This window comes from Actinoplanes subtropicus (assembly GCF_000721705.1).
In the GTDB taxonomy this organism is placed as follows: Bacteria; Actinomycetota; Actinomycetes; order Mycobacteriales; family Micromonosporaceae; genus Actinoplanes; species Actinoplanes subtropicus.
In genome coordinates, this window is the sequence record NZ_JOJL01000001.1 from 77,846 (window position 1) to 103,049 (window position 25,204).

The 25,204-nt window shown below is 72.3% G+C and carries 23 protein-coding genes, 2 pseudogenes and 1 riboswitch; of the genes and pseudogenes, 16 read left to right on the forward strand and 9 right to left on the reverse strand.

Going from position 1 to position 25,204, the window contains the following annotated elements:
• Nucleotides 1–84 precede the first annotated feature (84 nt).
• On the reverse strand, nucleotides 85–939 hold the full coding sequence (locus tag IH26_RS0100375; protein ID WP_030434044.1) for a bifunctional 5,10-methylenetetrahydrofolate dehydrogenase/5,10-methenyltetrahydrofolate cyclohydrolase: 855 nt from the start codon (nucleotides 937–939) through the stop codon (nucleotides 85–87).
• Nucleotides 940–956: 17 nt separating this feature from the next.
• A riboswitch (ZMP/ZTP riboswitch) is annotated at nucleotides 957–1,037 on the reverse strand.
• Between the two features lie 130 nt (nucleotides 1,038–1,167).
• Here IH26_RS0100375 and dxs point away from each other — a divergent pair.
• The 6 genes from dxs (at nucleotide 1,168) to IH26_RS0100405 (ending at nucleotide 9,077) form a co-directional block, all read left to right on the forward strand.
• Entirely contained in the window at nucleotides 1,168–3,090 is a 1,923-nt protein-coding gene (dxs, locus tag IH26_RS0100380) for a 1-deoxy-D-xylulose-5-phosphate synthase (RefSeq protein WP_030434045.1), read from the forward strand.
• 78 nt (nucleotides 3,091–3,168) lie between these two features.
• Nucleotides 3,169–4,473, forward strand: coding sequence for an outer membrane protein assembly factor BamB family protein (locus tag IH26_RS0100385; RefSeq protein WP_030434046.1), 1,305 nt, complete (start codon nucleotides 3,169–3,171; stop codon nucleotides 4,471–4,473).
• Between the two features lie 4 nt (nucleotides 4,474–4,477).
• Complete coding sequence (locus IH26_RS0100390; RefSeq protein WP_030434047.1) at nucleotides 4,478–5,833, forward strand: PQQ-binding-like beta-propeller repeat protein; 1,356 nt, start codon at nucleotides 4,478–4,480, stop codon at nucleotides 5,831–5,833.
• Between the two features lie 27 nt (nucleotides 5,834–5,860).
• Complete coding sequence (locus IH26_RS0100395) at nucleotides 5,861–7,099, forward strand: outer membrane protein assembly factor BamB family protein (protein ID WP_157436967.1); 1,239 nt, start codon at nucleotides 5,861–5,863, stop codon at nucleotides 7,097–7,099.
• Nucleotides 7,100–7,170: 71 nt separating this feature from the next.
• Nucleotides 7,171–7,845, forward strand: a complete 675-nt coding sequence (locus IH26_RS0100400) for a response regulator transcription factor (RefSeq protein WP_030434049.1) — start codon at nucleotides 7,171–7,173, stop codon at nucleotides 7,843–7,845.
• Nucleotides 7,842–9,077, forward strand: a complete 1,236-nt coding sequence (locus IH26_RS0100405) for a sensor histidine kinase (RefSeq protein WP_030434050.1) — start codon at nucleotides 7,842–7,844, stop codon at nucleotides 9,075–9,077. Before IH26_RS0100400 ends, IH26_RS0100405 begins: the two co-directional genes overlap by 4 nt.
• Before the next feature lie 9 nt (nucleotides 9,078–9,086).
• On the opposite strand, the gene IH26_RS62555 is transcribed toward IH26_RS0100405, so the two are convergent.
• The 5 genes and pseudogenes from IH26_RS62555 to IH26_RS0100430 form a co-directional block, all read right to left on the reverse strand.
• A complete protein-coding gene (locus tag IH26_RS62555) occupies nucleotides 9,087–10,097 on the reverse strand; it encodes a DUF2637 domain-containing protein (RefSeq protein WP_245664850.1) in 1,011 nt (336 codons plus the stop codon).
• A gap of 157 nt (nucleotides 10,098–10,254) precedes the next feature.
• A complete protein-coding gene (locus IH26_RS0100415; protein ID WP_030434052.1) occupies nucleotides 10,255–11,220 on the reverse strand; it encodes a hypothetical protein in 966 nt (321 codons plus the stop codon).
• A gap of 162 nt (nucleotides 11,221–11,382) precedes the next feature.
• The gene (locus IH26_RS0100420; protein ID WP_030434053.1) at nucleotides 11,383–13,446 is read right to left on the reverse strand and encodes a 3-hydroxyacyl-CoA dehydrogenase NAD-binding domain-containing protein; all 2,064 of its coding nucleotides are present in this window, start codon (nucleotides 13,444–13,446) and stop codon (nucleotides 11,383–11,385) included.
• The gene (locus IH26_RS0100425) at nucleotides 13,443–14,639 is read right to left on the reverse strand and encodes a thiolase family protein (RefSeq protein ID WP_030434054.1); all 1,197 of its coding nucleotides are present in this window, start codon (nucleotides 14,637–14,639) and stop codon (nucleotides 13,443–13,445) included. Before IH26_RS0100425 ends, IH26_RS0100420 begins: the two co-directional genes overlap by 4 nt.
• 191 nt (nucleotides 14,640–14,830) lie before the next feature.
• A pseudogene (locus IH26_RS0100430) lies at nucleotides 14,831–16,093 on the reverse strand (HRDC domain-containing protein); the annotation flags it as partial.
• Between the two features lie 143 nt (nucleotides 16,094–16,236).
• On the opposite strand from IH26_RS0100430, the gene IH26_RS0100435 reads away from it, so the two are divergent.
• Nucleotides 16,237–17,298, forward strand: a complete 1,062-nt coding sequence (locus IH26_RS0100435; RefSeq protein ID WP_030434056.1) for a S1C family serine protease — start codon at nucleotides 16,237–16,239, stop codon at nucleotides 17,296–17,298.
• Nucleotides 17,299–17,406: 108 nt separating this feature from the next.
• Here the strand turns inward: IH26_RS0100435 and IH26_RS57400 are convergent.
• A pseudogene (locus IH26_RS57400) lies at nucleotides 17,407–17,871 on the reverse strand (DUF3000 domain-containing protein); the annotation flags it as partial.
• 134 nt (nucleotides 17,872–18,005) lie between these two features.
• Between IH26_RS57400 and hemE the strand changes: the two are divergent.
• The 3 genes from hemE to hemQ are packed head-to-tail and all read left to right on the forward strand — an operon-like array spanning nucleotide 18,006 to nucleotide 21,174.
• Nucleotides 18,006–19,040, forward strand: coding sequence for a uroporphyrinogen decarboxylase (gene hemE, locus IH26_RS0100445; RefSeq protein WP_051807157.1), 1,035 nt, complete (start codon nucleotides 18,006–18,008; stop codon nucleotides 19,038–19,040).
• A gap of 47 nt (nucleotides 19,041–19,087) precedes the next feature.
• Entirely contained in the window at nucleotides 19,088–20,473 is a 1,386-nt protein-coding gene (hemG, locus tag IH26_RS0100450; RefSeq protein ID WP_030434059.1) for a protoporphyrinogen oxidase, read from the forward strand.
• A complete protein-coding gene (gene hemQ / locus IH26_RS0100455) occupies nucleotides 20,473–21,174 on the forward strand; it encodes a hydrogen peroxide-dependent heme synthase (protein ID WP_030434060.1) in 702 nt (233 codons plus the stop codon). The genes hemG and hemQ overlap by 1 nt, the downstream gene beginning before the upstream one ends.
• Here the strand turns inward: hemQ and IH26_RS0100460 are convergent.
• Nucleotides 21,146–21,613 carry a GNAT family N-acetyltransferase gene (locus tag IH26_RS0100460; protein WP_030434061.1) on the reverse strand — a complete coding sequence of 156 codons (468 nt, stop codon included), beginning with the start codon at nucleotides 21,611–21,613 and terminating at the stop codon, nucleotides 21,146–21,148. The genes hemQ and IH26_RS0100460 overlap by 29 nt on opposite strands.
• A gap of 101 nt (nucleotides 21,614–21,714) precedes the next feature.
• Here IH26_RS0100460 and IH26_RS0100465 point away from each other — a divergent pair, with 101 nt between their 5' ends.
• The 4 genes from IH26_RS0100465 (at nucleotide 21,715) to IH26_RS0100480 (ending at nucleotide 23,602) form a co-directional block, all read left to right on the forward strand.
• Nucleotides 21,715–21,990 (forward strand): isoamylase early set domain-containing protein, encoded by a 276-nt coding sequence (locus IH26_RS0100465; RefSeq protein WP_030434062.1) that lies wholly within the window; start codon nucleotides 21,715–21,717, stop codon nucleotides 21,988–21,990.
• A 44-nt stretch (nucleotides 21,991–22,034) separates the two neighbouring features.
• Nucleotides 22,035–22,265 (forward strand): hypothetical protein, encoded by a 231-nt coding sequence (locus IH26_RS0100470; RefSeq protein ID WP_030434063.1) that lies wholly within the window; start codon nucleotides 22,035–22,037, stop codon nucleotides 22,263–22,265.
• 72 nt (nucleotides 22,266–22,337) lie between these two features.
• On the forward strand, nucleotides 22,338–23,138 hold the full coding sequence (locus tag IH26_RS0100475; protein WP_030434064.1) for a thymidylate synthase: 801 nt from the start codon (nucleotides 22,338–22,340) through the stop codon (nucleotides 23,136–23,138).
• Entirely contained in the window at nucleotides 23,135–23,602 is a 468-nt protein-coding gene (locus tag IH26_RS0100480; protein ID WP_030434065.1) for a dihydrofolate reductase, read from the forward strand. The genes IH26_RS0100475 and IH26_RS0100480 overlap by 4 nt, the downstream gene beginning before the upstream one ends.
• On the opposite strand, the gene msrB is transcribed toward IH26_RS0100480, so the two are convergent.
• Nucleotides 23,599–24,006 carry a peptide-methionine (R)-S-oxide reductase MsrB gene (gene msrB, locus IH26_RS0100485; RefSeq protein ID WP_030434066.1) on the reverse strand — a complete coding sequence of 136 codons (408 nt, stop codon included), beginning with the start codon at nucleotides 24,004–24,006 and terminating at the stop codon, nucleotides 23,599–23,601. The two genes, IH26_RS0100480 and msrB, sit on opposite strands and share 4 nt — an antisense overlap.
• A gap of 77 nt (nucleotides 24,007–24,083) precedes the next feature.
• Here msrB and IH26_RS0100490 point away from each other — a divergent pair, with 77 nt between their 5' ends.
• Both IH26_RS0100490 and IH26_RS55280 read left to right on the forward strand, forming a co-directional pair.
• The gene (locus tag IH26_RS0100490) at nucleotides 24,084–24,527 is read left to right on the forward strand and encodes a hypothetical protein (RefSeq protein ID WP_030434067.1); all 444 of its coding nucleotides are present in this window, start codon (nucleotides 24,084–24,086) and stop codon (nucleotides 24,525–24,527) included.
• Between the two features lie 94 nt (nucleotides 24,528–24,621).
• Nucleotides 24,622–25,158 carry an LPXTG cell wall anchor domain-containing protein gene (locus tag IH26_RS55280; protein ID WP_157436968.1) on the forward strand — a complete coding sequence of 179 codons (537 nt, stop codon included), beginning with the start codon at nucleotides 24,622–24,624 and terminating at the stop codon, nucleotides 25,156–25,158.
• Nucleotides 25,159–25,204 lie beyond the last annotated feature (46 nt).

Consider the following 25,204-nt stretch of genomic DNA (forward strand, 5'->3'; position numbering starts at 1 on the left):
TGCACTCAGCTCGCGGTGTCGACCGGGGACTTGGCCCGACGCGTACGTCCGCTGCTTTTCGGGGATCGGAAAGCGTGACTCGCGTCAGCTGGCCCGCTCGGCTGCCTGGATCGCGTTGCGGAAGAGCATGGCGATCGTCGTGGGGCCGACGCCGCCGAGTCGGGGGGTGATGGCGCCGGCTACCTCGGCGACCGATTCGTCCACGTCGGGGAGCAGGCGGCGGCCCTCGTAGCGGACGCCGGCGCCGATCACGGTGGCGCCGGGCTTGACGTGTTCGGGCTGGATGATGCCGGGGACGCCGGCGGCCGCCACCAGGATGTCGGCGCGCTGGGTGTAGCGCGGCCAATCCTTGACGCCGGTGTGCACGACGGTGACGGCCGCGTTGGCGGTGGGGCGTTTCTGGGCCGTCAGCATGGCCAGCGGGCGGCCGAGCGTGGCGCCCCGACCGAGAATGACCATCTCGCGGCCGGCCACCGGGATGCCGTGGTGGGCGAGCAGCGCCTCGATGCCGGCCGGCGTGCAGGGGAGCGGGCCGGGCATGCCGAGGGCGAGGCGGCCCATGTTGAGCGGGTGCATCCCGTCGACGTCCTTGTCCGGGTCGAGGGTCTGCAGCGCGGCCTCGTAGTCGAGGTGGCCAGGGATCGGGTACTGGATGAGGACGCCGTGCACGCCCTTGTCGGCGTTGAACTCGTCGATCACCCGGAGCAGATCGTCCTGCGTGCTGTCGGCCGGCAGGTGGCGGTGCGGGGAGGCGAAGCCCAGCTCGGCGGCCTGGCGCTGCTTGACCCGGATGTAGCCGGCGCTGGCCTCGTCGTCGCCGACCAGGACGGTGGCGAGGCTCGGCACGACGCCGCGCTCGCGCAGCTGGGCGGCGCGGGTGGTGACGTCGGCCAGGACCGCCTCGGCGACCGGGCCACCAGGAAGAAGACGTGCGGACATGGGGGACTCCCTTTCGGTACGGGAACCCAGGCGGTCGACTCCCGTGGCCGGCTCCCCGATGGTCACCCATCCCCGTGCCGCCAGTCGCGCAGAGGCTCCCAGCATGCCATACCGCCCGCCGGGTGAGCGAAGTCACCGTCGGCGGCTGTGTGCAGGTTGTGTGTAGGACCTGCCGCCAGCCGTTCGCGCGGCGCACTCGCATGCGCCGCGCCGATAGACTCGGCACTCATGAGCGAAGCCCCTTCCGCCTCGGCCGGCCTGCTGGCGACCATCACCTGTCCGGGTGACCTCAAGCGCCTCACGCCCGAGCAGCTGCCGCTGCTGGCCGCCGAGATCCGTGACTTCCTGGTGGCGAAGGTGTCCCGCACCGGCGGCCACCTGGGCCCCAACCTGGGCGTCGTGGAGGTGACGCTGGCCCTGCACCGGGTCTTCGATTCGCCGCGGGACAGCCTGCTGTTCGACACCGGGCACCAGGCGTACGTGCACAAGATCCTCACCGGCCGGCAGGACGGCTTCGACCAGCTCCGCCAGCGCGGCGGCCTCTCCGGCTACCCGAGCCGGGCGGAGAGCGAGCACGACCACATCGAGAATTCGCACGCCTCCACCGCGCTCTCCTACGCCGACGGCCTGTCGAAGGCGTACACGTTGCGCGGCGAGGACCGGCACGTGGTGGCCCTGGTCGGCGACGGCGCGCTCACCGGCGGCATGTGCTGGGAGGCGCTGAACAACATCGCGGCCGGCAAGAACCGGCTGGTCATCGTGGTGAACGACAACGGCCGGTCGTACGCGCCGACCATCGGCGGGCTCGCCGACCACCTCTCCACGCTGCGCCTCAACCCGGGCTACGAGCGCGTGCTCGACCTGGTGAAGGAGGCGCTCGGCTCGACCCCGGTGGTGGGCAAGCCGGTCTACGAGGTGCTGCACGCGGTCAAGAAGGGCATCAAGGACGCGGTCAGCCCGCAGCCGATGTTCGAGGACCTCGGCCTCAAGTACATCGGCCCGATCGACGGCCACGACGAGCAGGCGATGGAGTCGGCGCTGCGCCGGGCCAAGGGCTTCAACGCGCCGGTCATCGTGCACGCGGTGACCCGGAAGGGCTACGGCTACCGGCCGGCCGAGGAGGACGAGGCGGACTGCCTGCACGGGCCGAGCAGCGCCTTTGATGTGGAGACCGGCAAGCTGTTGGCGGCGCCCGTGCTGAAATGGACGAAGGTGTTCGCCGACGAGCTCGTGGCGATCGCCGACGAGCGCCCGGACATTGTGGGGATCACGGCGGCCATGGCTGAGCCGACCGGCATCGCGGCGCTGGCGAAGAAATACCCCGACCGGGCGTACGACGTGGGCATCGCCGAGCAGCACGCGGCGACCAGCGCGGCCGGCCTGGCGATGGGCGGGCTGCACCCGGTGGTCGCGGTCTACGCCACCTTCCTCAACCGCGCCTTCGACCAGGTCCTGCTCGACGTCGCGATGCACCGGCTGCCGGTGACCTTCGTGCTCGACCGGGCCGGCGTCACCGGGCCGGACGGGCCGAGCCACTACGGCGTCTGGGACATGAGCGTGTTCGGCGTGGTGCCCGGCCTGCGGATCGCCGCGCCGCGGGATGCGGCCACCCTGCGCGAGGAGCTGCGCGAGGCGGCCGCGGTCGACGACGGGCCGACGATCGTACGGTTCCCGACCGGCTCGGTCGCCCCCGAGACCCCGGCCGTGCGGCGCCTCGGCCAGGTCGACGTGCTGCGCGAGGCCGGCCGCACGGACGTGCTGGTGGTGACCGTGGGCTCGTTCGCCGGCCTGGGCCTGGAGGTGGCCGAGCGGCTGGCCGAGCAGGGCTACGGCGTGACCGTGGTCGACCCGCGCTGGGTGCGCCCGGTGCCGATCGAGCTGATCGGGCTGGCCGGCCGGCACCGGATGGTGGTCACCCTGGAGGACGGCATCCGGGCCGGCGGGGTGGGCGACGCGGTGGCCGCCGCCCTGCGCGACTCGGCGGTGGACGTGCCGCTGCGCGACTTCGGCGTGCCGGCCGGGTTCCACCCGCACGGCGGCCGGGGCGAGATCCTCGCGGCGCTCGGGCTGACCGCGCAGGACATCGCCCGGGACGTGATCGAGTGGGCGTCCCGAACGGAGGAAGCGGCCGAGCCACAGCCCGCGCCCTAGAACGGTCTTAATAGTCCATACCCGCGGCAAACGGACCACTGACGGGCAGTTCCGTTATCTAGTCGTTATCTTTGGCCGATGGACGACTTCGGCGGCACCGTCACCATCGACCTTGGTCTCGAGCGTGGCGAGCCGCCGACCTACTCCTCGCCGAGAGTGCGGACGACCCCGCTGTGGGTGCCCGCCGCGCTGCTCGCGGCGCTGGTGCTGGTGTGCGGCGCCGGCTCGGTGCCGCCGCCGAGATCGCCGCTGTCCGCGGTCTTCCAGCTGCGGGTCGGGCCGGCCGACTCGTACGCGACGACCGCCGACGGCCAGCTGCTCGCCGAGACGTTCGGGCTGCTCACCTCGTACGACCTGACCAGCGGACGGCTGCGCTGGCAGGCCGGCCAGTCCACCCCGGCGTACCGGCTGCGGATCAGCGACGACGTCGTGCTGATGCGGCCGTGGGCGGGCACCAACCGTGATCCGGGCACCACGGCGCTGTCCACCTTCAGCGGCACCGACCTGTGGGAGCGGCCCGGCAACGTGGTGAACATCGCCGGCTCGTCGACGCTGCTGGCGGTCGACTCGCCGCGCACCCTGGACGGCACCGGCCGCCGGGTGCAGGGCCAGGTCGACGCGATCGACCCCGCCACCGGGAACACCCGGTGGAGCGTGCCGGTGCCGTCCACCGCGGTGCTGCTGGGCGTGCCCGGCCTCGGCGACGAGGAGTCCCGGATGCTGCTCGTGCACGACAACCAGACGATGGCAGTGCACGACCTGACGACCGGCAAGCTGATCGCCAGCACGCACGTCCCGGCCGCCGACTACTCCCCGGACAACCCGGTGGTGGCGGGCGGCCGGATCCTGCTGCGCCACCCCGGTGCGAGCTCCGCGGAGATCTCGGCGTACGACCCGGAGACGCTGAAGCAGCTCTGGTCCGAGCCGTCCGAGATCGCGTACCAGATGCAGCCGTGCGGCCTGCTGGTCTGCCTCGGCGGCCCGGCGGGGCTGCGCGCGATCGACCCGGACACCGGCGACACGGTCTGGGCGCAGCCCGCGTGGCACAGCCTCGCCCTGTTCGGCGACATGTACGTCGCCTACAGCGACCCGGACGGCAGCGTGCCGGTCGGCGTCATCGACCCGCGGACCGGTGCGCTGCGCATCCAGCTGGCCGGATGGCAGCCGGTGGACGGCACCGGGAACGACGGCCGACTGGTTCTCACCAGGGCGGCGGACGCCGAAAGTCGTACCATGGTCGCCGTCGCCCGCCCGGGTGACCTGCGACCCCGCGTGCTGGACGCGTTGCCCCAGGGCACCGGCGACTGTCAGGCGGCGCCGGCCCGGCTGGTCTGCCGGACGATCTACGGCGAGCTGGTCGTGTGGGCGTACCAGGAGGAGTGACGAGTTGGCGCTGATCGAGCTGGACCTCACCGCCCAGCCCGAGGCGCGAGCTCTTCCGGTGCCGCCCGCCTACCGCTACCGCCTGCCCGGCCTGCTGCTCGCCGCCGTGCTCGTGCTGGTCTGCGGCGGCGCGTCGACCGGCGGGCCGCTGCAGTGGAGCCACCTCGGCGTGCTTCCGCTGCCGGAGCGGGGGGACATCCAGTTCCGGCTGGCCGGCGACCGGATTTTTACGATCACCTCGGACGCCGCCGGGCGGACCGCCACCGTCTGGCGGGCCGGGAGCCCGCCGCGCCGGCTGTGGAGCGTGCCCGTGCCGGTCCGGGAGTCCGACCCGGCCGCGGTCGGCTACGGCGGCATCGACGCCCGCCCGGCCGGCGACGTGGTGCTGGTCTCCGACGGCCCGGCCACCATCGCGGTCGACGCGCGGACCGGGGCGATCCGCTGGCGCTCCCCGGACGGCGTCACCCCGCTGCCGGGCGGCCGGATCGGGCTCACCCAGACCGAGGTGTTCCGCCCCGGCACGGCCTACGACCAGGACTCCGGGGAGCCCGGCCCGCTGTACTTCTCGTCCACCGGCGAGCCGCACACCGAGCCGCCGATCCGTACCGAGATCAACGGCGTCGACCTGCGCACCGGCGCGCGGGTCTGGACCGCCTCGGCGGCCGGCTCGGTCAACGTCTTCACCGCGCCCGGCGACGACCCGGCCGTGCTCGTGCTCGCCTCCGACCGCCTGGTGCGGCGGAACGGCGTCACCGGTGCGGTCGAGCGCGGCATTCCGCTTCCCAAGATCGGCGGTGCCGGGCCGGTCGGCGGCACCCTCGCCGATGGGCTGCTGGTGGTCCGCTACGGCGACTACGCGGTCGACGGGCAGGAGGCCGCCTACGCCGCCGACTCGCTGGCCGAGCGCTGGCAGCGCCCGGTCACCAAGGTGCCGCTCGACCCGCCGGACTGCGGCGACCTGCTCTGCACCGGCCCGAGCAGCGCCGTCGACGTGCTCGACCCGGCGACCGGCCGAACGGCCTGGCGGGCGCCCGACGGGGTCAGCCTCGCCGAGCAGGACGGCTACGTGCTCGAGCGGGACGCCGACGGGGGCGCGCCGCGGCGGCTGGTCGACCGGGCCACCGGCGCCACCCGGGTGGAGCTGACCGGCTGGGACGCCGCGATCAGCACCACCGCCGACCAGCCGCTGGTGCTGCACCGCACGCTGCCGGACGGCCGGAGCGCGTTCGGCGTGGTGCTGGACGACCGGGTGCAGCTGCTCGGCGCCAGCGCCGGACCGGCCGGCGGGTGCGTGGCCGACGAGGGCTACGCGCTGTGCAGGGGCGACGCCGGCCTCGAGGTGTGGAGCTACGCCGGCTGACCCGCCCGGGCGCACAATGAGGGCACCGTGACGCACGCCGTGATCGACCTCGGGGAGGCGCCGGCCGACCTGCCGGTGCGCAGCCGGCCGGTGCCCTACCGCGCGCTGCTCGGCGCGCTGTCGGCGGTGCTGCTCGCGCTGGCCGGTGGCGCCGCCCGGCAGCGGGCCCCGGTCGCGCCCACGGTGCTCCCGGCCGGCCTCGCCGACACGTTCACCCTCGACGGCGAGCGGATGTACCTGGTCGAGGGAGAGCGGATCAGCACGTACGAGCTGCCGTCGATGCGGGTGCTCGCCCGTACCGCGGCGACGGCCAGCGGCACGGTCGGCGGCGCCCAGCAGGCCGGCGGGGCGATGGTGGTCAGCTATCAGGTCGGCGCCGACGGCACCCCGGCCACCGCGGCGTACCTGGCCGGCGGCGACCGGCTGCTGTGGCGCCGGCCGGAGCGGCTGGTGGCGACCTCGGCGGCCGACGGGACCGCCCTGCTCAACGCGGACGGCGCGGAGGTCGCGGTCGACCTGACCACCGGGCGGGAACGGTGGCGGGTGGCCCAACCGGTCAAGGGCTTTCTCGCCGAGGCGGGGCCGGAGGCGGGCGGGGGCTATCCGGACTGGCTGGTGGCGATCTCCGGGACCGGGCGGCTGGCGACGTACGACGCGCACACCGGCCGGCCGCTCGCCGCGGTCACCCGCCCGGCCTTCGCCGGGGAGATCTGGCCGGTCGGCTCGTACCTGCTGGTGTCGGCGGGCGACGGCTACGACGGGTACCGGCTGCCCGGGCTGCGGCGGCTCTGGCACACCACGGCCGACCTGTCGCAGAGCTGGATGCAGACCGACTGCGGCGGGGTGATCTGCGCGTTCCGCCAGCAGGGCGGCGGGATGACCGTGCTCGACCCGGCGGACGGGCACGTGCTGTGGAGCTCCGGCCGGTGGGCGTGCGCCTCGCCGGTCGGCCGGTACCTGGTGGCCACCCCGAGCGCGGCCGAGGGGGACGTGCCGCCGCTGTGGGTGCTGGATCCGCGTACCGGAAAGGAATGGGGGAATTTCGGCGCCTGGCAGGGGCTGGGCCTCGCGCCCGGCGGCCTGGTCTACGGCAGGCGCGAGGTGCGCGGCCGCTACCAGATCTTCTACGGCCTGCTCGACCCGGCCGACCGCTCGATCGACGTGCTCGGCTCGGCCGAGGGGGTCTCCAACGGCTGCGAGACCGGCGGCGGGGTGCTGGCCTGCCGGCTGGTCGACGCCTCGGTCGCGGTGTGGCCGCTTCGGTAGCCTTTGATTTACCGCCTCTTCACACTGGGTCGGAGAGGCTGGTTCCCGGCGATGGCGTGGGAGGTCGTGCGGTGCGGGTGCTGGTGGTGGAAGACGAGCGGAACCTGTGCGACGCGATCGCTCGAGGGCTGCGCCGTAAGGGCATGGCGGTCGATGTCGCCTATGACGGGCTGCAGGGTCACGAGATGGCATACGTGACCCGTTACGACGTGGTGGTGCTCGACCGGGATCTGCCCGGCAAGCACGGCGACGAGATCTGCGCCGATCTGGTCGCCTCCGGGGCGCTCACCCGGGTGCTGATGCTCACCGCCAGCGGCACGGTCGCCGACCGGGTCGAGGGGCTGCAGCTCGGCGCCGACGACTATCTGGCCAAGCCGTTCGCCTTCGAGGAGCTGGTGGCCCGGGTGCAGGCGCTCGGCCGGCGCGCCACCCCGGCGGCCCCGCCGGTGCTGACCGTGGGCAACCTGATCCTCGACCAGACCCGCCGGGTGGTCACCCGCGGCGGCGTGCCGATCGAGCTGACCAACAAGGAGTTCGGCGTCCTGGAGGAGCTGCTCAAGGCGCGCGGCGGCGTGGTGTCCAGCGAGGAGCTGCTGGAACGCGTCTGGGACGCGAACACCGACCCGTTCACCACCACCGTCCGGGTCACGGTGATGACCCTGCGGAAGAAAGTGGGCGACCCACCGCTGATCGAGACCGTGGTGGGCGCGGGTTACCGGGTGCCCGAGCCGGTCGGCCTCTCATGACCGTCTACCCCGGGCGCCGCAGCCGCAAGCTCGAGCTCAGCCTCCGGCCCACGCTCCGGCTGCGGCTCACCCTGCTCAACGGCATCCTGCTGGTCGGCGCCGGGGCGATCCTCGTGCTGCTGGCCTGGCTGCTGGTCGGCGACGCGATGCACCCGGCCGACGCGCTCCAGCCCGGCTCGACGGTCACCCTGGCCAGCGGCGGCACCCAGGACGCGAACGCCTGGCAGAACGCGGTGATCGACCGCGCCTCGAGCGAGGTGCTGGTCAAGGGCCTGGTCGCGCTGCTCGCGATCGGCATCATCGGCATCGCCGGGGCGTACGCGGTGGCCGGCCGGGCGCTGCGGCCGCTGCACGCGGTGACCCAGACCGCCCAGCGGCTCGGCGAGGAGACGCTGGACCAGCGCATCCGCTACGCGGGGGCGGACGACGAGGTGGCCGAGCTGGCCCGCACGTTCGACGCCATGCTGGACCGGCTGGCCGGGGCGTTCGAGTCGCAGAAGCGCTTCGTGGCGAACGCGTCGCACGAGCTGCGCACGCCGCTGGCGGTGATGCGTACCGAGATCGACGTGACCCTGAGCGACGACGAGGCCGACGTGGCCGAGTACCGGCGGATGGCCAAGGTCGTGCGCAACGCCTCGGAACGGGCGAACGGCCTGGTCGACGCGCTGCTGGTGCTGGCCCGGTCGGAGGCCCAATCGGGGCGCCGCCTGGTTCGCAAGGTGCCGGCCGACCTGGCGACGAGCGTCTACAACGCGCTGTCGGCGGTGAAGGCGGAGGCCGAGCGGCTCAAGCTGGAGGTGACGACCGATCTGCGGCCGGCGCCGGTGGTGGGGGATCCGAGCCTGCTCGACCGGCTGGCCGGGAACCTGATCGAGAACGCGATCCGCTACAACCACCTGCTCGGCAAGCTGTGGCTGCGGACGGAGATGGCGAACGGGCAGGCCCGGCTGGTCGTGGGCAACACGGGGTACGAGGTCGAGCCGGCGGACGTGCCGGGGCTGTTCGAGCCGTTCCGCCGGGGCGGGTGGGAACGGACCGGGTCGCGGGGGTCGGGGCTGGGGTTGTCGATCGTACGGGCGGTGTGTGACGCGCACGGCGGCACGGTGTCGGCGGTGGCGCAGCAGGGCGGAGGGCTCGAGGTGACGGTGTCGCTGCCGACGGCGGAGGCGACGCCCGTGGTGGCGGCTACGGCCTCGGTGCCGCGCGGCAAGAACGTCGGGCTGGCCACCTGAGCGGGCCGGCTAGGCGGCCAGCGTGTGGCTGGCGGCCGCGCTGCGGTCGGCGGCCTCGCGGCGGACCGTGCGCCAGCGGGAGGCGCTGATGCCCAGTTCGGCGGCGATCTCCGTCTCGGTCAGGAATGGGCGCTCGGCCTTGATGCGGTTGGCGAGGGCGACCGTCTCGGCGGGGGAGCGGCGGGTCTTTTCCGATTTATCCGTCTTAGTGGGAACCGCCCGGCTGGTGGCCGCCCGCGAGGCGGCGGTGCTGCGCTGGGCCGGGACCGCGCGGCCGGTCGCGACGGGCTGCCGCGGCTGACGGGTCACGGTCGGGGTGAAGGCCGGCTTCTCGCCGGTGTTCTGCGACAGGGCGGCGGCGATCTCCGCGCGGGTGCGATGGTCCATTCCGCCGCGCCCGCTTTGTCCGACCGCGACCTGTGGCGCGCTCACGGGCGGCGCGGGGACCAGGCCGGGGATCGCCGCCCCGGCGCCGGCCTCGGGGTGAGCGGCGGCCTGCTGGGCGGCCTCCTGCTGGGCGGCGGCCGGCTGGGCGGCCTCCTGCTGGGCGGCGGCTGGCTGGGCGGCGGCTGGCTGAGTGGCGGCGGCCCGAGCGGCGATTTCGGCAGGTTCGGCGGCGTTCTCCATCGACGAGATACGACCGCCCAGCTCGACCAGGCAGATGCTGGCCACCACGATCAGACCGTCCACCGACAGCGGCAACAGATACGGCGACGCTCCGGTCTCCCCGTACCGCGCCGCCACCCCCGCCATGTGCCAGTACGAGACCCAGGCCGCGATGCCCGCGATCGTCGCCGTGGCCAGCAGCCGGGCCGCCGCCAGCCACCGCCGGTGCACCGGCACCCGGGAGATCAGCTCCACGGTCAGCAGCAGCGCCAGCGGCGGCCACGCGGCGATCGCCTGGCTGATCGGGTTGTCCAGCGCGTGCAGGACGTTGGCGACCACCGAGGCGGCCACCCCGAGGAACAGGGTGGCGCGAACCGCCCACCGGACGCGACGCAGGTGTTGCAGGACCACCACCGGAACTACTCCTCGGTCAGTCGGGACGATCGGAAGGACCGGACCATCCTGACCGGTGCGGGTTACCGGACGGCTTCCGGCGCGGAACCGTGTCCGGTCCGTGCCGGGAGCGTTGCGATCATGTGATCGAGCCGTACGGCGTGTCGGCTTGACGCCCTCAGCCCTGCTTCTCGACCTCGGCTCTGAGCTTGGGGAACTCGGCCTTCGCCTTGGCGACCGACTTGTCGTACCAGATCAGCATGCCGAGGCTGCCCGAGTCGGCCCACGTGCACAGCGCCATGTTCGTGCCGGAGTCGACGGTCGTTCCGCACTTGGCCGCCCCGCCCAGCGAGCCGGTCGGCGCCGAGGTGACGTTCGTGACCTTGTCGCCGCCGCTGGACGCGCTGCTGAACAGCAGGTCCAGCATCGTGTCGGGGTCGTCGATCTGGGCCTCGGCCGCGGCGAGCACGACCATGTCCTGCTTCGAGATCGTGCCGTAGAGCGCGCCGACCGAGTTGGTCGCGCCCGGGACCTGGCCGAGCGCCGACTTCAGCGCGTCGGTGACCCCGGCGAGCGCGTCGTCGTTCAGCTTCGGCCGGCCGCCCAGCGCCTTGGGCGCCGCGATGGTGACCTTCGTCGTCGCCGGGGCGGTGGTCTCGTCGGTCTGGTCCGGCGTCGGCTCGTCGGTCGACTGCGTCGGGGCGGTGGTGGAGGACGAGGTGTCGGCCGCGTTCTTCTTGTCCTGGTTCTTCACGACCAGCGCCACCGCGGTGCCGCCGCCCACACAGAGCACCAGCACGATGCCGATGATGGTCAGCACGATCGGGACCGTCCGGGACTTCGGCCGCGGCGGGACCGGCGGCGGAAAACCCGGCTGCCCGTACTGCCCGTATTGCGGTGGGCCGTACTCAGGCTGGCCGTACTGAGGCTGGCCGTACTGAGGCTGGCCGTACTGAGGCTGGCCGTACTCGGGCGGGGGATAAGCCTGCGTCGGCGGCACTTCCGGGTACGGCTGCCCGTACTGCGGCTGCCCATACGGCGGCTGCCCGTACGGGGGCTGCCCGTACGGGGGCTGCTGCCCCGGATAGGGCTCGCCGGAGGAAGGCTGACCGTAGGGCGGGCCGGAATACGGCGGCTGCGACATCGGGCGGCTCCATCGATTGGTTACACCACCTCGGAGCCTATCCGGCCCGGCCAAACACGCTCCCTCCGCCGTCGGGCCCGGCGGCGCCGCCGACCGGACAAATCCGTCGGGAGTACGACAACGCCCCGCACCCGGTGGGCACGGGGCGTCGTCGATCCGACGTCAGGCGGGGAGGCTGCCCACGCCCTTGGGCAGGAACCGCTTGCCGGTGACCCGCTCGGCGATGCCGCTGCGGTCCAGGTACGGCGTCACGCCACCCAGGTGGAACGGCCAGCCGGCGCCCAGCACCATGCACAGGTCGATGTCCTGGGCCTCGGCGACCACGCCCTCGTCCAGCATCAGCCGGATCTCCTCGGCGAGCGCGGCCAGCGCCTTCTCGCGTACCTCATCGGCGGTCGACGGCGCGGAACCGCCGGCCACCAGCTTGACCACCTCGGGGTTGATCTCGTCGTCGACGAGCAGCGGGAGGCCCGCGTCGACGATCTTCTTGAGGTTGGGGCTGTCGTCGAACCGGTCCGGGAACGCCCGGTGCAGCGTCTCGCCCACGTGGTACGCGACCGCCGGCCCGACCAGCTGGAGCAGCGCGATCGGGCGCATCGGCAGGCCCAGCGGGTCGAACGCGGTGTCCACCACGTCCAGCGGGGTGCCGGCGTCGACGGCCCGGAAGACCTCGCTGGTGAAGCGGGTGAGCACCCGGTTGACCACGAACGCCGGAGCGTCCTTGACCAGCACCGACGACTTCTTCAGCTCCTTGCCGACCGCGAACGCCGTGGCCAGCGTGGCGTCGTCGGTCCGCTCGCCCTTGATGATCTCCAGGAGCGGAAGAACCGCGACGGGGTTGAAGAAGTGGAACCCGACCACGCGTGCGGGGTGCTCCAGGTCGGCGGCCATCTCGGTCACCGACAGCGAGCTGGTGTTGGTGGCCAGCACCGCCTCCGGAGAGACGATCTTCTCGAGCTCGGCCCAGATCTGCTTCTTCAGGTCGAGGTTCTCGAACACGGCCTCGATCACGAAGTCGGCGTCGGCGAACACGGACTTGTCGACCGAGCCGCTGACCAGGCCGCGCAGCTTCGCGGCCGTGCCCTCGTCCAGCCGGCCCCGGGAAGCCAATTTGTCGATCTGGCCGAGCACGTAGCCGACGCCCTTGTCGACCCGGGTCTGGTCGAGGTCGGTCATGACCACCGGCACCTGCAGGCGGCGGGCGAACAGCAGGGCCAGCTGCGAGGCCATCAGGCCGGCGCCGACGATGCCGACCTTGGTGACCTTGCGGGCCAGCGACTTGTCCGGCACGCCGACCGGCCGCTTGGCCCGGCGCTGCACCAGGTCGAACGCGTACAGGCTGGCCCGCGACTCGTCACCCATGATCAGGTCGGCGAGCGCCCGGGTCTCGGCGGCGGTGCCGTCCTCGAACGAGGCGTCCTTCGCCAGGGCGAGCAGCTCGAGCGCCTTGTTCGCGGACGGGACGGCGCCGTGCAGCTTCTCGTCGAGTTGCTGCTTGGCGAAGAACAGCACGCCGTCCCACATGTCCTTGTCGACCTCGGGCCGCTCGACGCTCTTCGCGCCCTGCACGACCGCGGCCGCCCAGGCGAGCGAGCTCTCCAGGAAGTCCGCCGCCTCGAAGATCTCGTCGGCCACGCCCAGCTCGCGGGCCTGCTTCGGCCGGAGCACCTTCTGGGTGAGCGGGTTCTGCAGGATCACCTGGGCCGCGCCCGGCGCGCCGATCAGGTTGGGCAGCAGCTGGCTGCCGCCCCAGCCCGGGACCAGGCCGATCGCGACCTCGGGCAGCCCGAGCGCCGCCGCACCGGTCGACACCGTCCGGTAGTGGCAGTGCAGCGCCACCTCGAGGCCGCCCCCGAGCGCCGCCCCGTTGATAAACGCAAAAGTCGGAATTGTCGAGTTCTTCAGCCGCGCGAACACGCGGTGCCCCAGCTCGCCCAGCTCCAGCGCCTGCGACTTATCCGTAATGTACGGAATACCGGTAATGTCCGCTCCGACGCAGAAGATGTACGGCTTGCCGGTGAGGGCGATGAATGCGGGGTCGCCGGCGGTGGCCGTCGTGATCGCCTCGTCCAACGAGAGCAGGCCGCCCGGACCGAAGCTGTTCGGCTTGGTGTAGTCGAGCCCGTTGTCCAGCGTGATCAGCGCCGCCTTGCGCGCCAGCCCCGGCACCTGAACGAACCGGACGAGGGCCTTCGTAACTACCTCATGGGGGTGCTCGATGGTCACTTGTCCGCGCCTTCCCAGTTCGGGTTCTCCCAGATCACGGTGCCGCCCATGCCGATACCGATGCACATGGCGGTGAGGCCGTAGCGAACCTCGGGGTGCTCGGCGAAGTGCCGAGCCAGCTGGGTCATCAGCCGCACGCCCGAGGAGGCGAGCGGGTGACCGATGGCGATCGCGCCGCCCCACGGGTTGACCCGCGGGTCGTCGTCGGCGATGCCGTAGTGGTCGAGGAAGGCGAGCACCTGCACGGCGAACGCCTCGTTCAGCTCGAACAGCCCGATGTCGTCGATCGTCAGGCCGGCCTTCTGCAGCGCCTTCTCCGTCGACGGGATAGGCCCGTATCCCATGATTTCCGGCTCAACGCCGACAAATCCGTAAGAAACCAGCCGCATGGCGATCGGCAGACCAAGCTCACGAGCGCTGGCCTCGTCCGCCAGCAGGGCGGCCGTGGCGCCGTCGTTGAGGCCGGCCGCGTTGCCCGCGGTGACCCGCCCGTGCGGCCGGAACGGCGTCTTCAGCGTGGCCAGCTTCTCCAGCGAGGTCTCCCGCGGCGCCTCGTCGACGGTCGCGAGCCCCCAGCCCTCTTCGGCGTTACGCAGAGCCACCGGCACGAGGTCGGGCTGCAGCTTGCCGTCGGCGTACGCCTTGGCGGTCTTGATCTGGGAATGGAGCCCGTACCGGTCCGCGCGTTCCTTGGTGATCTCCGGCAGCCGGTCGTGCAGGTTCTCCGCCGTCGCGCCCATCACCAGCGCCGACGGGTCGACCAGCTTCTCGGCGAGAATGCGCGGGTTCGGGTCGACGCCCTCGCCCATCGGGTGCCGGCCCATGTGCTCGACGCCGCCCGCGATCGCGAAGTCGTAGGCCCCCATCGCGATCCCACCGGCCACATTGGTCACGGCCGTCATCCCGCCGGCGCACATCCGGTCGATCGCATACCCCGGAACGGTCTTGGGCAGCCCCGACAGCAGCGCCGCCGTGCGCCCGATGGTCAGTCCCTGATCGCCGATCTGCGTGGTGGCGGCGATGGCCACCTCGTCCACCCGCTCCGGCGGCAGCTGCGGATTGCGCCGCATCAGCTCCCGAATGCAGCGAATAACCAGGTCATCGGCGCGGGTCTCGGCATACATGCCGCCCGCCTTGCCGAACGGTGTGCGGACGCCGTCGACGAAGACGACCTCGCGTACTTCACGGGGCACAGCAAGCCTCCTTGTCGTATGAGGAGAGGCTACTCGTCAGTAACTAGGCGGTGCCACCCGCTCGCCAGAAACGTCACAGTCTCAAGACCAAGATCAAATTCATGTCGTGCCTGGTTGCATGGTGCAGACCGTCGCTCACGCCGAGGCCGGGCCAGGGGCCCAGCTGACGCTGCCCCTGACCCTTCATTCCCGACCTGCCAGTTGCGCGCGCCGAAGCCCAGCAACGTATCCGACACCGTTCGCGCCGAGATCTCATCAGGTGGCGACCAGGCAAGGCGCCGGATGTAGTCCGGGCTGATCAGATTTTCCGGCGGCAAGCGGTGCGACTCGGCCGTGGCGACGACGACGGCGCGGCACCGAGCCAGGCGGGCGGCCGCGATCGGGTCGCGCTCGGCCCAGCGGTGCGGTGGTGGTGGGCCGTCCATCGGCTGATTGACCGGCAGCGCATCATCCGGCAGCGCGCGAGCCTCGTCGAGCGCGTCCAGCCAGACCCGAGCGAGGCGCCGAACCGACCGCCCCCCGAACCCGGGAATGGCGAGCAGCGCCCGCTCGTCCTTCGGATCCTGCTCGGCCGCCGCCACGATCGCCGAATCCGGCAACACCCGACCGGGCGCCGAATCCCGCCGGGCCGCAACCCCGTCGCGGGCATACCAGAGAGCACGCACCCGGGACTGGGCCCGCGCACCCCGTACGCGATGAATGCCGGAAGTGCGGCGCCAGGGATCGGGCCGCACCTTCGGGGGACGATCCGCGCTGGCCACCAGCGCCGCGAACTCCTCCGCCGCCCAGGCCGCCTTGCCCTGGCGGTCCAGCTCCGCCGCCAGGTGATCGCGCAGGTCGGTCAACAGCTCGACATCCAGCGCCGCATACGTCAGCCACGACTCCGGCAGCGGACGCGTCGACCAGTCCGCCGCCGAGTGGTGCTTCTCGAGCGAATACCCCAGCAGCTGCTCGGTGAGCGCCGCCAGCCCGACCCGCTCGAAGCCGGCCAGCCGGGCCGCCAGCTCGGTGTCGAAGAGGCGGCGCGGCTTCATCCCCAGCTCGGCGAGGCAGGCCAGGTCCTGGCTCGCCGCGTGCAGCACCCACTCGCTCTCGGCGAGGGCGGCGTCGAGCGTACGCAGGTCGTCGAGCGGCATCGGGTCGATCAGCACCGTGCCGGCGCCCGTCCGGCGCAGCTGCACCAGGTAGGCGCGCTGGGTGTAGCGGTAGCCCGACGCGCGCTCGGCGTCCACGGCGACCGGGCCGGTGCCGGCCGCCATCCGGGCCACGACATCGGCGAGCTCGGTCACGGACTCGACCGGGCGCGGGGTGCCCTCTCGGGGTGCGGTCAGCGGGACGGCGGCGGGCAGGGGGTCGGGACCGCCAGACGTCGGGTCGGGCGGCTCGGGGAGCGGTCGTCCGTCCCCTGCCGGCTCTGGCTCGTCCCGACGGCGCAGGGGTGCTTCGTCGGTCACTCCGTAACCGTACGGGTGCACCACCCCCCTGATGTGCAGCCGGGTACCGGCGCGTCGACACTCGAAGCGAAAGCCGACTCATCCGGAACGCGTTTTCGTCCGTACTACCTCCCGCAGCGCCGAGACTCGGGAGGCCGTGCCGGATGACCACGACGTACGACCCGTTCATCCCTGCCGACGGCACGGACCAGCGCCGATACGACGGGCGCCGGCGCGCCGAGGAGCGGGACGGCGGGCCGGCGTGGGCAGCCGAGCCGCGCCGGGAGCCGCAGTATCAGGAGCCGCAGTATCAGGAGCCGCAGTACCAGGAGCCGCAGTACCAGCAGTTCCAGCAGCCGCAGCAATATGCCGAGCCGCGGTGGGAAGCGGAGCCGACGCCGCAGCCGCGGGCCTGGCAGACCGGCGCGTTCCCGGTGACGCCCGAGGTCGCCGAGCCGGCGCGGGTCCGCGGTGGCGCCCCGAAGGCGTTCGGGTTCGTCAAGCCGATGCTGGCCGGGCTGGTCGCCGTCCTGGCCGCGGTGGCCGCCTGGCAGGCGTACCGGATCCAGAGCATGAGCAGCGACAACGCCACCATGCACTCGGTGCTGGCCGGCGAGAAGACCCGCACCGACGAGCTGGCGAAGCAGTTGGCCGGCGTCTTCGACCCGGAGGCGGTCTCGGCCAAGGCGCTGCCCAGCGTCTTCCGGGTGCGCGCCGGCGAGTTCACCGGCACCGCGTGGTCGGTCGGCACCAAGGCGGCGGACGGCCAGTCGAACCTGCTCACCAACTATCACGTGGTCGCCGAGGTGTGGACCGGCGGCGGCAAGGCAGTGACGCTCGAGCGCGGCGCCACGAAGATCAACGCGACGATCGTAAAGGTCAACAAGACCAAGGACCTGGCGCTGCTGCACGCGAACCAGGCGATCAAGGGGCTGACCGCGTTCACCGGCACGGTCAAGCCGGGTCAGCAGGTGGTCGTGGTGGGCGCGCCGCTGGGCCTGGACGACACGGTGACCACCGGCGTGATCAGCGCGTACCGGCCGAACGACCCGGACGGGCCGACGATCCAGTTCGACGCGGCGATCAACCCGGGCAACTCGGGCGGTCCGGTGGTGAACGCGAACAACGAGGTGGTCGGCCTGGCGACCGCGAAGGCGAAGGACGCCGAGGGCATCGGCCTGGCCATCCCGGTGAAGACGGCCTGCGCGACCTTTGCCGTCTGCTGAAGGCGTCTGCTGAAGGCGTCTGCTGAAGGCGTCTGCTGAAGGCGTCTGCTGAAGGCGTCTGCTGAAGGCGTCTGCTGAAGGCGTCTGCTGAAGGGGTCGCGCCGCGGTGTCGGTGGAGGTCGGCGTCCAGGAGGCGCGGACCTCGAGATCGGCCGTGGGCGCCGGGCCGGCCAGCTCGCCGAACCGGGTCGACGCGGTCTGCGTGATCGTGCCGCCGATCGCCGTATACGTGGCCGCGTGCTGCTCCAGCGCGTCGGTCAGCCACGTCCACGCCACCGCGGGCAGCAGCGGGTCGCCGGCCATGTCCGGCTCGAGCTCCGCGGTGACCAGCGTGACCAGCCGCAGGTCGCCGCGCCAGGCCTCGTGCCCGGCCGGGTCGTGCAGCAGGATCAGCCGGCCGCTGGCCACCTCCTCGCCGGAGCGCAGCACGGTGGCGCTCACCGCGAACGAGTAGGGCGCCAGCCGCTGCGGCGCGGGAATCTCCTCGAGCAGGATCTCCGGTCGTGGCGCGGCCGCCCGCAGCCCCGCGACGGCGCGGGTGAACGCCTCGGGCGGAGCGGAGGGGGTCGCCATGCCGGAAGCCTATGCCGCGTACCGGTGTCAGTCGTCGATCGCCGCGCCGGAAGAACCGCCTCCGAACGACGTGCCCATCCAACCGCCCCGCCCGCCACCCCTGACCGGACTGAAGGCCATGGCAGGATTGCGCGGTGACGTTGACTGATTCCGCACTCGTACGCGCTTGCCGCGGCCAGGACGTGCCGCACACCCCGGTCTGGTTCATGCGGCAGGCCGGCCGCTCGCTGCCCGAGTACCGGAAGATCCGCGAGAGCATCGGCATGCTGGAGTCGTGCCGCCGGCCGGATCTGGTCACCGAGATCACCCTGCAGCCCGTGCGCCGCCACCGGGTGGACGCCGCGATCCTGTACAGCGACATCGTGGTGCCGATCGCGGCGGCCGGCGTCGACCTGGACATCGTGCCCGGCACCGGCCCGGTGGTGGCCGAGCCGATCCGTGCCGAGAAGGACCTGGACCGGCTGCGCCCGATCGCCGCGGAGGACGTCCCCTTCGTGACCGAATCGGTGCGGCTGCTGGTCGGCGAGCTCGGCGCGACCCCGCTGATCGGCTTCGCCGGGGCGCCGTTCACGCTGGCCAGCTACCTGATCGAGGGCGGCCCGACCAGGACCTACACCAGGACCAAGGCGATGATGTACGGCGAGCCTGGCCGGTGGCACGCGCTGATGACCCGCCTCGCCGGCATCACACTGTCCTTCCTGCGCACCCAGATCGAGGCCGGGGTCAGCGCGGTCCAGCTGTTCGACTCGTGGGCCGGCGCGCTGTCCGAGTCCGACTATCGCGAGTACGTGCTGCCGCATTCCCGGGAGGTGCTGGCCGGCCTGGCGAACAAGGACGTGCCGCGGATCCACTTCGGGGTGGGCACGGGCGTACTGCTGCGGGCGATGGCCGACGCCGGCGCGGACGTGGTGGGCGTCGATTGGCGTACGCCGCTGGACCAGGCCGTCAAGCAGATCGGCCCGGGCCACGCGGTGCAGGGCAACCTGGACCCGGCCGTGCTGTTCGCCCCCTGGGAGGTCGTCGAGCGGGAGGCGCGCCGGGTGCTCGACCAGGGCCGCGCCGCCCCGGGCCACGTCTTCAACCTGGGCCACGGCGTACTGCCGGAGACCGACCCGACCGTGCTGACCCGCTTGGCCGAGTTGGTGCATGAGGTGTCGGGCTCACAGTGACCCACCCCGGTGGCCGTCGGCGCCGGTCGCCTGGGATCGTGGGTGGCGTGCGGAAGCGGGTTGCGGTCATCGGTGGCGGCATCGCCGGGCTGGCCGCCGCGGTGCGCCTGCGCGAGCTGCTGCCGGCCGCGACCGACCTGATCGTGTATGAGCAGGGCGGCGCCCTCGGCGGCAAGCTGCGCACCGGCGAGCTGGGCGGCCTGCCGATCGAGCGGGGCGCCGAGTCGTTCCTGACCGCCGGGCCGGCGGGCGGCGATTCCGCGGCGGTGGCCCTCGCGAAACGCCTGGACCTGGGCTCGTCGCTGGTGCACCCGGCCGCGGTGCCGGCCGCCCTCTCGATCGGTGGCCATCTCCTCCCGATTCCGGCGGGCACGCTGGTCGGCGTACCGGCTGATCTGGGAAAGCTCGGCGGCGTGGCGCGGCCGGACGACGGCCGTGACCACGACGCGGGCCGTCCGTTGCTCGCCGCGGGCGAAGATGTCGCGGTCGGCGCGCTGGTCCGCGAGCGGTACGGCGAGCAGGTGCTGGACCGGCTGGTCGACCCGCTGCTCGGCGGGGTGTATGCGGGGCGCGCCGACGGCCTGTCGCTCGAGGTCACCATCCCGCAGCTGGCCGAGGCGGCGCGGGTCGAGCACACGCTGCAGGGTGCGGTGCGGGCCGCGCAGGCGAAGCGCAACCGGACGCCGGGGCCGATCTTCACCGCGGTCGGCGGCGGGATGACCCGGCTGGTGGCGGCGGCCGCGGCGGCCAGTGGCGCGCGGATCAGCCTGGGCCTCCCGGTGCGCGACCTCTCCCGTACGGCGCACGGCTGGCGGCTTCTCCTAGGGGCTACTCCCTTCCCGCAGACCGACGACGTGGACGCGGTCGTGCTCGCGGTTCCGTCGCGCCCCGCGTCGCGGCTGCTGGCGGGCGTCTCCGCGGCGGCCGCCGAGGCGGTGGGCGTGCTCGACTACGCGAGCGTGGCGCTGGTCGGGCTGGCGCTGCCGCCCGGGACGCCGCTGCCCGAGCTGTCCGGGTTCCTGGTGCCGCCGAGCGAGGGGACGCTGGTCAAGGCCGCGACCTTCGTCACCCGTAAATGGCCGCATCTGGGCGACGACGCCGGGCCGGTGATCGTGCGGGCGTCGCTGGGCCGGGCCGGCGAGCAGGAGCGGCTGCAGTTCGACGACCAGGTGCTGCTCGAGCGGGCGCGGCGCGAGCTGGGCGAGCTGATCGGCGACGAGTTGCCGCCGCCGGCCGCCTCCTGGGTCCAGCGGTGGGGCGGCGGCCTGCCGCAGTACGCGCCGGGGCACCGGGCTCGGGTGGCGTTCGCGCGGGCCCAGCTGCCGCGGGGGCTGGCGCTGGCCGGCGCGGCCTTCGACGGCGTGGGCATCCCGGCGTGCATCGCCAGCGGCGAGCGGGCGGCCGAAGACGTGAGCAAGTCTCTGGAGGGTTGATGAGCGAGCAGACGAACGCGGCCAGGATCAACGAGCTGAACGCGAGCATCCGGTACACGATGTGGTCGGTGTTCCGGGCGCAGGCGCCGCTGCCGCCGCTGCGCGAGGAGCTGGCCGGCGAGGTGGACGGCCTGTTCGAGCAGCTGGCGGGCAAGGACGTGACGATCCGCGGCACGTACGACGTCTCCGGCCTGCGCGCCGACGCCGACCTGATGATCTGGTGGCACTCCGGCTCGTCGGACGCGCTGCAGGACGCGTACGGGCTGTTCCGCCGCACCGCGCTCGGGCGGCACCTGGCGCCGGTCTGGTCGCAGATGGCGCTGCACCGGCCGGCCGAGTTCAACAAGAGCCACCTGCCGGCGTTCCTGGCCGGCGAGGAGCCGCGGGCGTACCTCTGCGTTTATCCGTTCGTCCGCTCCTACCAGTGGTACCTGCTGCCCGACGAGGAGCGGCGGTTCATGCTGGCCGAGCACGGCAAGATGGCTCGCGGCTACCCGGACGTGCGGGCGAACACGGTGGCCTCGTTCGCGCTCGGCGACTACGAGTGGATGCTGGCGTTCGAGGCGGACGAGCTGCACCGGATCGTCGACCTGATGCGCGAGCTGCGGGCGGCGACGGCGCGGCGGCACGTGCGCGAGGAGGTCCCGTTCTACACGGGCCGCCGCCGCTCGATCAGCGAGATAGTTGCTGTGTTGCCGTAGCCCGGATCATAGGAATGTGCGGAATGCCGTCTTCGACGTACTCCGGACCGTTCTGCCGGTATCCGAACTTGGCGTAATAATCCCGGAGATGCGCCTGGGCGTGCAGCACGCTCGGGCGCTCGCCGATCAACCGGACCGCCTCGGCGATCAGACGTCCGGCCAGCCCACCGCCGCGGGCGGCCGGTGCGGTCACCACGCGACCGATCCTCGGTTCAAGATCAAAGTCCAGAATCCGCACGTACGCCCGGACTTCGCCGGCCCGTTCTATCCACAAATGCCGGGTGTCCGGCGACGGGTCGAGTCCGTCGAGGTCGAGGTAGACGCAGTTCTGTTCGACCACGAAGACCTCGCTGCGCAGCATGAGGATCTTGTACAGCGTGGCGGCGTCGAGCTCGGCGAACGGCGCGGCGCGCAGCTCGTCCTGGTGTTCCGGAGACATGTGGCCGATCGTATGCGGCGCGCCGTCACCCGTATCGCGGCCGCCCGTTGTAGGGATGGAAGCCCGAGCTGCGTTTCAGTCCGAGCTGCGTGGAGGTCTTCATGATCAAGAAGAGCAGGCTCTTCGGCAACAAGACCCGGGTGACCTTCTGCCTGCCGGGCGACGTCCCGGCCGGCGACGTCAGCGTGGTGGGTACGTTCAACGGCTGGGAGCCGGGCGCGCACGAGCTCAAGCGCCGCAAGGACGGGACGCGGACGGTCAGCGTGCCGCTCCCGCCCGGCCACTACTCGTTCCGGTACCTGGCCAGCGACGGCGTGTGGCTCGACGACGACCACGCGGACGCGGTCGGCCCGCAGGGGAGCGAACTCCGCTTGTAACCAGAAAGCCGGAAATTTCCTCATTTCTGGATAATCATGGCGGCATGACGACCATGTACGAGACCTCGGACCTGCACAAGCGCGTCGCGCGGTACGAGGCCGCGCTGGACGAGTTGCGAGCGGCCCACCAGGACGTACGCAACGTTCTGGTCGATCAGGTGCTGTACGAGCGCTGGCAGCAGATCGGCATCGAGCTGGGCTTCGCCGCGCCCGCCACCGCGCAGGGCGCCGACGAGCAGGGCCGCCCGATGTCGGAGGCCTGGGCCGGGCGATGAGACCCTCCGCCGTTCGTCACTCTCCTGCCACCAGGGTGACGACGGCGGAGCCACGGCGGCTAACTTTGCGGCATGGCTGTGGACACCCAGTATGAGGACCTGCTGCGCCGGGTCCTCGACGGCGGAACGCCGAAGACCGACCGCACCGGCACCGGCACGGTGAGCCTGTTCGGCGAGCGCCTGCGGTACGACCTGGCGCAGGGCTTCCCGCTGATCACCACGAAGCGGGTGCACTTCAAGTCGATCGCGGTGGAGCTGCTGTGGTTCCTGCGCGGCGACAGCAACGTGGCCTGGCTGCGCGACCAGGGCGTCACCATCTGGGACGAGTGGGCCGACGAGAACGGCGAGCTCGGCCCGATCTACGGCGTGCAGTGGCGTTCGTGGCCCACGCCGGACGGCGGGCACGTCGACCAGATCGCCGGGGTGCTCGACACCCTGCGGAAGGACCCCGACTCCCGCCGCATGCTGGTCTCCGCGTGGAACGTCGCCGAGCTGCCGGCCATGGCGCTCGCGCCCTGCCACGCGATGTTCCAGTTCTACGTGGCCGACGGGAAGCTGTCCTGCCAGCTCTACCAGCGCAGCGCCGACCTCTTCCTCGGCGTGCCGTTCAACATCGCCAGTTACGCGCTGCTCACGCTGCTGGTGGCGCGGCAGGCCGGGCTCGAGCCGGGCGACTTCGTCTGGGTCGGCGGCGACTGCCACATCTACAACAACCACGTCTCGCAGGTCACCGAGCAGCTGTCCCGGCCGGCCTTCCCGTTCCCCACGCTGGAGATCGCCGACGCGCCGTCGCTCTTCGACTACCGGTACGAGGACTTCACGCTGGTGGGCTACCAGCACCACCCGGCCCTGAAGGCGCCGGTGGCGGTGTGACCGTGCACATGATCTGGGCCGAGGCGCGCGACCGGGTGATCGGCGCCGACGGCGGGATCCCCTGGCGGATCCCCGGCGAGCAGGCCATCTTCAAGGAGCACACGACGGGCTCGACGGTGGTGATGGGCCGCGGGACGTGGGACTCGCTGCCCCGCAAGCCGCTGCCCGGCCGGCGGAACGTCGTGCTGACCCGCGACCGGGCGTGGAGTGCGCCGGGCGCCGAGGTCGTGCACGAGGTCGGCGAGGTGCCGCTCGATTCCGACGTGTGGATCATGGGGGGTGAGTCGGTCTATGCCGCTTTTCTTCCCAAAGCAGGACATATCGTACGTACGCGGATAGATCTTGAAGTTTCCGGGGATACCCGTGCGCCGGAGCTCGGTCCCGAGTGGGTCGTGACCGAGTCGTCCGGCCGGAGCACCCCGGACGGCGTGCGGTACGTGATCGAGGAGCTGATCCGCTCCTAGCCCTTCGGCTCCAGCTTGATCGACAGGCTGTTCACGCAGTGGCGGGTGTTCTTCGCGGTGAAGTGCTCGCCGCGGAACACGTGGCCCAGGTGCGAGTCGCAGCGGGCGCACCGGATCTCGACGCGGACCATGCCTAGGCTGCGGTCCTCGATCTCCCTGACCGCGCCCGGGATGGCGTCGTCGAAGGACGGCCAGCCACAGTGCGAGTCGAACTTGTAGTCACTCGGGTAGAGCGCGGCGCCGCAGGCGCGACACTCGTACATCCCCTCGGTCTTGGTGTCGACATACTCCCCGGACCAGGGCGCCTCGGTCCCGGCCTGGCGGAGGACCCGGAACTCGTCCGGGCTGAGGCGGACCCGCCACTCGTCCTCGGTGGTGGGCAGGCTGGTGTCGTTTGTTGCCATGGCACCAAAGGTACGTCGATGGGCGCCGACGCACCCGTAGTGCGGCCGTTGTCATCGGCACACCCGTTGACGGGAACATGGAAGATGCATCGTTCCGCCCCACGCGGCGGCAATCGGTGGGCCGCGGCCTGTACCTGGGCGCGATCCTGGCAGCGGTCTCTCTCGGCGTCGCCGTGCTGGCCGGGTCGCCGAGCTGGGCGTGGGTGCTCACGCTCGCCGGCCCGCCGCTGGCCGGTGCGGCCGGTGGCCTGATGGCCGGGCGGCGGGCCGGCATCCAGATCTGCGCGGGCGGCATCCGCACGCGGTCGGGGCTGGCGCCCTGGCGGCACGTGGTCGACCTGCGGGAGGAGCGCCGGGGTGGCCGGACGGTGGTCTCGGTCTATCTCGACTCGGGCGCGAGCCTGGTCCTGCAGGCGCCGTACAGCGGCGGCCTGTTCGCCGCGGACCCCCGTTTCGAGGTAAAAATGTTCGCTTTGTCCTATATGTGGCGTAGTCACCGTTTCGGTGGTCTTCCGGGATGATGACCCGCCGGGGGGTGTTAGGGGGTAAATCGGGCAATTGCCGCTAAGCTCCCCTCCGGACCTGGAAATACCGCAACAGAACGGATAACTCCTCATGAGTGCAACTCGTCGGATCCTGGTGGCCGGACTGCCCGCGGCGGCCGCCTTGTTCTTCGCGGCCTCGCCGGCCCTCGCCGCGGCCGATCACCCGGCCCGGCCCGCGGCCACCGCGACCCCGTGCGCCGCGGCCGCCCGCGAGGGCTGCGCCTACGGCGGCGGAACCGCGACCGGGACAGTCGCGCCCACCACGGCGCCGGCCACCGGCCACACCCGCGGGCACGGCGGCTACGGGACACCCACCACGCCGCCGGCGACGACGCCCACCACGCCGTCCACCACGCACCCGACCAGCCCGGCACCGAGCGCCACCAGCCCGACCGCGCACGTCGACACGGTGCCGCCGACCAAGGCGAGCACGACCCCGAACACCGGCGTCAAGGGAGCCAGCGTGACCCCGAGCGGCGGAGTCAGCGCCGGCCACGCCCTACCGGTGACCGGCGCCCCGATGAGCACGATCGTCGCGGTCGGCGCGCTGATGGTGGCCGGCGGCGGCGCCTCGGTCTGGTACGCGCGGCGCCGTCGTAGCGCCTGATCTTCCATGGAAACGGGCCGCCCACCGGGCGGCCCGTTTCGTTAGG

Excerpts from the sequence above, each read along its gene's own strand:
- IH26_RS0100460 (WP_030434061.1), bottom strand. The coding sequence starts at position 21,613 with ATGTCTCCGGAACACCAGGACGAGCTGCGCGCCGCGCCGTTCGCCGAG.
- dxs (WP_030434045.1), top strand. The coding sequence starts at position 1,168 with ATGAGCGAAGCCCCTTCCGCCTCGGCCGGCCTGCTGGCGACCATCACC.
- IH26_RS0100415 (WP_030434052.1), bottom strand. The coding sequence starts at position 11,220 with ATGTCGCAGCCGCCGTATTCCGGCCCGCCCTACGGTCAGCCTTCCTCC.
- IH26_RS0100470 (WP_030434063.1), top strand. The coding sequence starts at position 22,035 with ATGACGACCATGTACGAGACCTCGGACCTGCACAAGCGCGTCGCGCGG.
- hemQ (WP_030434060.1), top strand. The coding sequence starts at position 20,473 with ATGAGCGAGCAGACGAACGCGGCCAGGATCAACGAGCTGAACGCGAGC.
- IH26_RS0100375 (WP_030434044.1), bottom strand. The coding sequence starts at position 939 with ATGTCCGCACGTCTTCTTCCTGGTGGCCCGGTCGCCGAGGCGGTCCTG.
- IH26_RS0100475 (WP_030434064.1), top strand. The coding sequence starts at position 22,338 with ATGGCTGTGGACACCCAGTATGAGGACCTGCTGCGCCGGGTCCTCGAC.
- IH26_RS0100405 (WP_030434050.1), top strand. The coding sequence starts at position 7,842 with ATGACCGTCTACCCCGGGCGCCGCAGCCGCAAGCTCGAGCTCAGCCTC.
- IH26_RS55280 (WP_157436968.1), top strand. The coding sequence starts at position 24,622 with ATGAGTGCAACTCGTCGGATCCTGGTGGCCGGACTGCCCGCGGCGGCC.
- msrB (WP_030434066.1), bottom strand. The coding sequence starts at position 24,006 with ATGGCAACAAACGACACCAGCCTGCCCACCACCGAGGACGAGTGGCGG.
- IH26_RS0100465 (WP_030434062.1), top strand. The coding sequence starts at position 21,715 with ATGATCAAGAAGAGCAGGCTCTTCGGCAACAAGACCCGGGTGACCTTC.
- IH26_RS0100490 (WP_030434067.1), top strand. The coding sequence starts at position 24,084 with ATGGAAGATGCATCGTTCCGCCCCACGCGGCGGCAATCGGTGGGCCGC.
- IH26_RS0100385 (WP_030434046.1), top strand. The coding sequence starts at position 3,169 with ATGGACGACTTCGGCGGCACCGTCACCATCGACCTTGGTCTCGAGCGT.
- IH26_RS0100435 (WP_030434056.1), top strand. The coding sequence starts at position 16,237 with ATGACCACGACGTACGACCCGTTCATCCCTGCCGACGGCACGGACCAG.